Annotated in this window: 2 protein-coding genes; both read left to right on the forward strand. The window is 68.6% G+C overall.

Going from position 1 to position 2,746, the window contains the following annotated elements; translation table 11 throughout:
* The coding region (locus tag NZM16_RS06615; RefSeq protein WP_295479438.1) for a PHP domain-containing protein at window positions 1–820 on the forward strand (820 nt) is incomplete at its 5' end.
* Between the two features lie 100 nt (window positions 821–920).
* The coding region (locus NZM16_RS06620; RefSeq protein WP_295479441.1) for a CHAT domain-containing protein at window positions 921–2,746 on the forward strand (1,826 nt) is incomplete at its 3' end.

The raw sequence follows: 2,746 nt of genomic DNA on the forward strand, positions 1-2,746 counted from the left end.
CCCGCCGGAGCTGCGGGAGGGGCGCGGGGAGATCGAGGCGGCCCTGGAAGGGCGCCTCCCCCGCCTGATCGAGGTGGCGGACCTGCAGGGCGACCTGCAGGTCCACAGTGTCTGGAGCGACGGCCAAGCCTCCATCCGGGAGATGGCCCAGGCGGCGAAGGCCAAGGGCTACCGCTACATGCTGCTCACCGATCACTCCCAGAGCCTGGGGGTGGCCAAGGGCCTGACGCCGGAACGCCTGTGGGAACAGCGCCGGGAGGTCGAGGCGGTCAACGCCGAGCTGGGGGACGGCTTCCGGGTGCTGCACGGCGCGGAGGTGGAGATCCGGGCCGACGGCAGCCTGGATTATCCCGACGAGGTCCTGGCCGCCCTGGATCTGGTGGTGGCCTCGGTGCACACCGGCCTGCGCCAGGACCGGGAGCGGGTGACGGCCCGCTTCTTGGCGGCGATCCGGCATCCGTATGTGCACATCATCGCCCATCCCACCGGGCGGCTGATCGGGGAGCGGGAGGGGGCGGACGCCGATTGGGAGGCGATCCTGCGGGCGGCGGCGGAGACGGGGACGCTGCTGGAGATCAACGCGAACCCGGCGCGGCTGGACCTGCCGGACGCGCTGGCGCGGCGGGCGCTGGAGCTGGGGTGCAAGCTGGTGATCAGCACCGACGCCCACAGCCCGGGGGAGTTCGACCTGATCCACTTTGGGGTCGCTGTGGCCCGGCGGGCCTGGGCCACCCCGGAGGACATCGCCAACACCTGGCCGCTGGAGCGGCTGCTGGCCTGGGCGAAGGCCAAACCCGAGCGTCTTCGGGGCACCCCATAGGAGCGCCGGGTTGGAAGGCTCCTGACGGCAGGTCGAGCCGTCATAAAATTAGCAGGCAGAGGAGATGGAGGGGTCTAACGGTGGGAAGGAGGAGGGTCCTATGGCGATCGATGTGCGAACTTTTATCGAGGCCCTCAGTGGAATCAAGGCAATCGCAGATCTGGCGGCTCCGCTCCTGCAGCGGCTGATCGACACACGCGAAGCCAAGGGGCGCCTGCAAGCCCTCCTCAGAGAAGCAGAACAGGATTTCCTTGAGAAGGCCCGCCGGCAGGGGCTGGATGACCGCATCATCCAGTGGACGACCCAGCTTCCCCTCCAGGATCTCCTCTCCTTCCGTCAGGCACTGGACGATCTCCTGAGGCACTGGAGAGAGGAGGCGCTGGAGGAGATCCTGGCCCGGGAGTTCGCCCGCATCCCCGGCGTGGCGGAGGCGGATCGAGCCCGCGCCCTAGCCCTCTACCTGGCCTGCCTGCGCGCCCGCCTGATCGCCGACGAGAGCTTCCGCCCGGTGGTGGTCGCCCTCAGCAACCTCCGCATCGAAGGGCAACTGGAGCGGATCAAAGAAGAGCTGAACCGGCTTCGACAGGCGATTGACGCCTTCCTGAGCGCTGTCTCCCAGGGCCTCGTTATCCGGGCGGATCAGGTGGTGGTGCAGACGGTCCTGCCTGCACCGCTGCCGGAAGCCCGCGATCCCGCCCGCCTGTTTCGCATCCTGGCCCTCCTGGCCGCGCCGGTTCACGATCCGAAGCGCCCAGAGAAGCCCCCTCCGCCGCTGGACCTGCGGCAAGAGTGGAATAAACTGTGCGTGGTGATCCGGGAGAGCCGCGCTCCCATCTACCTCACCCGCCTCGTCCCGCCCACGCTGGAGACTTTGCGCGGTGCCCTCTCTCCCCGCGCCGAAGCCCAGGCCGTATTCCCTCACGTTTTCCACTTCAGAGGCCACGCCCGGAGGGACGGCCTCCTCCTGGAGGATGAATACGGGCGGGTCCATCTGGCGACCACCAAGGAGATCCTGGACGCGCTGGGTGGGATGCCGCGCCCGCTGGACTTAGTGGTCCTCAACGGGTGCGAGAGCGCGGCGGATGTCGAATCCGTCGCCCAGGCGCTGGTGAAGGAGGGCCGGGCCCGCGCCGCAGTAGGCTATATCCAGCCTGTCTACGACCCTGAGGCCGTCCGCTTTGCCGCCCATCTGTATGCCGAACTGACCAACGGCTTCCCCCTGCGCGATGCGGTGAGGCGCGCGCAAGGGGAGATGGCCGCGCCCTCTGTGGTCCTGCTGGGCGATGAAAACCTCCGCTTCGAACGCTTCACCGGCGGCGAGCCCTGGATCGAAGACCGCCGCCCACAGGGCAACCTGTATCGATCGAAGCGCGCGCTGTTCTTCTTCGGTCGAGGCAACGAGCTGGTGAAGATCGCCGAGGCGCTGGCCTCCCCGCCCCAGGTGATCCTGATCTCCGGCCCTCCTGGCATCGGGAAAACCGCCCTGGCGCTGGAGGCCGCCGACCGCAATGCATGGCGCTTTCCCGGCGGCGTTGCGGTCGCGGAAGGCCCTCGCCCGGAGGAGAACCGGCCCGGCACAGCGGATTCCCTCTTCAACCAGCTCGCCGAGGCCCTGCGCCTGCGGCCCGAGCCGGGAAAGGTCGTGGAAGCCCTTGCTCTTCACGTTCATCTGCAGCCCACGCTCCTGATTTTCGATAACGTAGAGGCTCTTCCGCCTGAGGAACGGAGACGCCTACGGGAGTTCCTCGCGCGCCTGGGCGAGAGGAGCGCGGCGATCGTCCTCTCCCGGCCGCTGCTGATGGAACTTGAGGAACTCCCCCATGCCTATCCAGTTCGCCTCGACGAGGGCATCGGGGCCGAGGCGGCGGTCCGCTACGCCCTGTGGCTGGCCCGGGAGCGGAGGATCCCCCTCGAACCGGCGCAGGC

It is taken from the genome of Thermoflexus sp., from assembly GCF_025055495.1.
Classification (GTDB): Bacteria; Chloroflexota; Anaerolineae; order Thermoflexales; family Thermoflexaceae; genus Thermoflexus.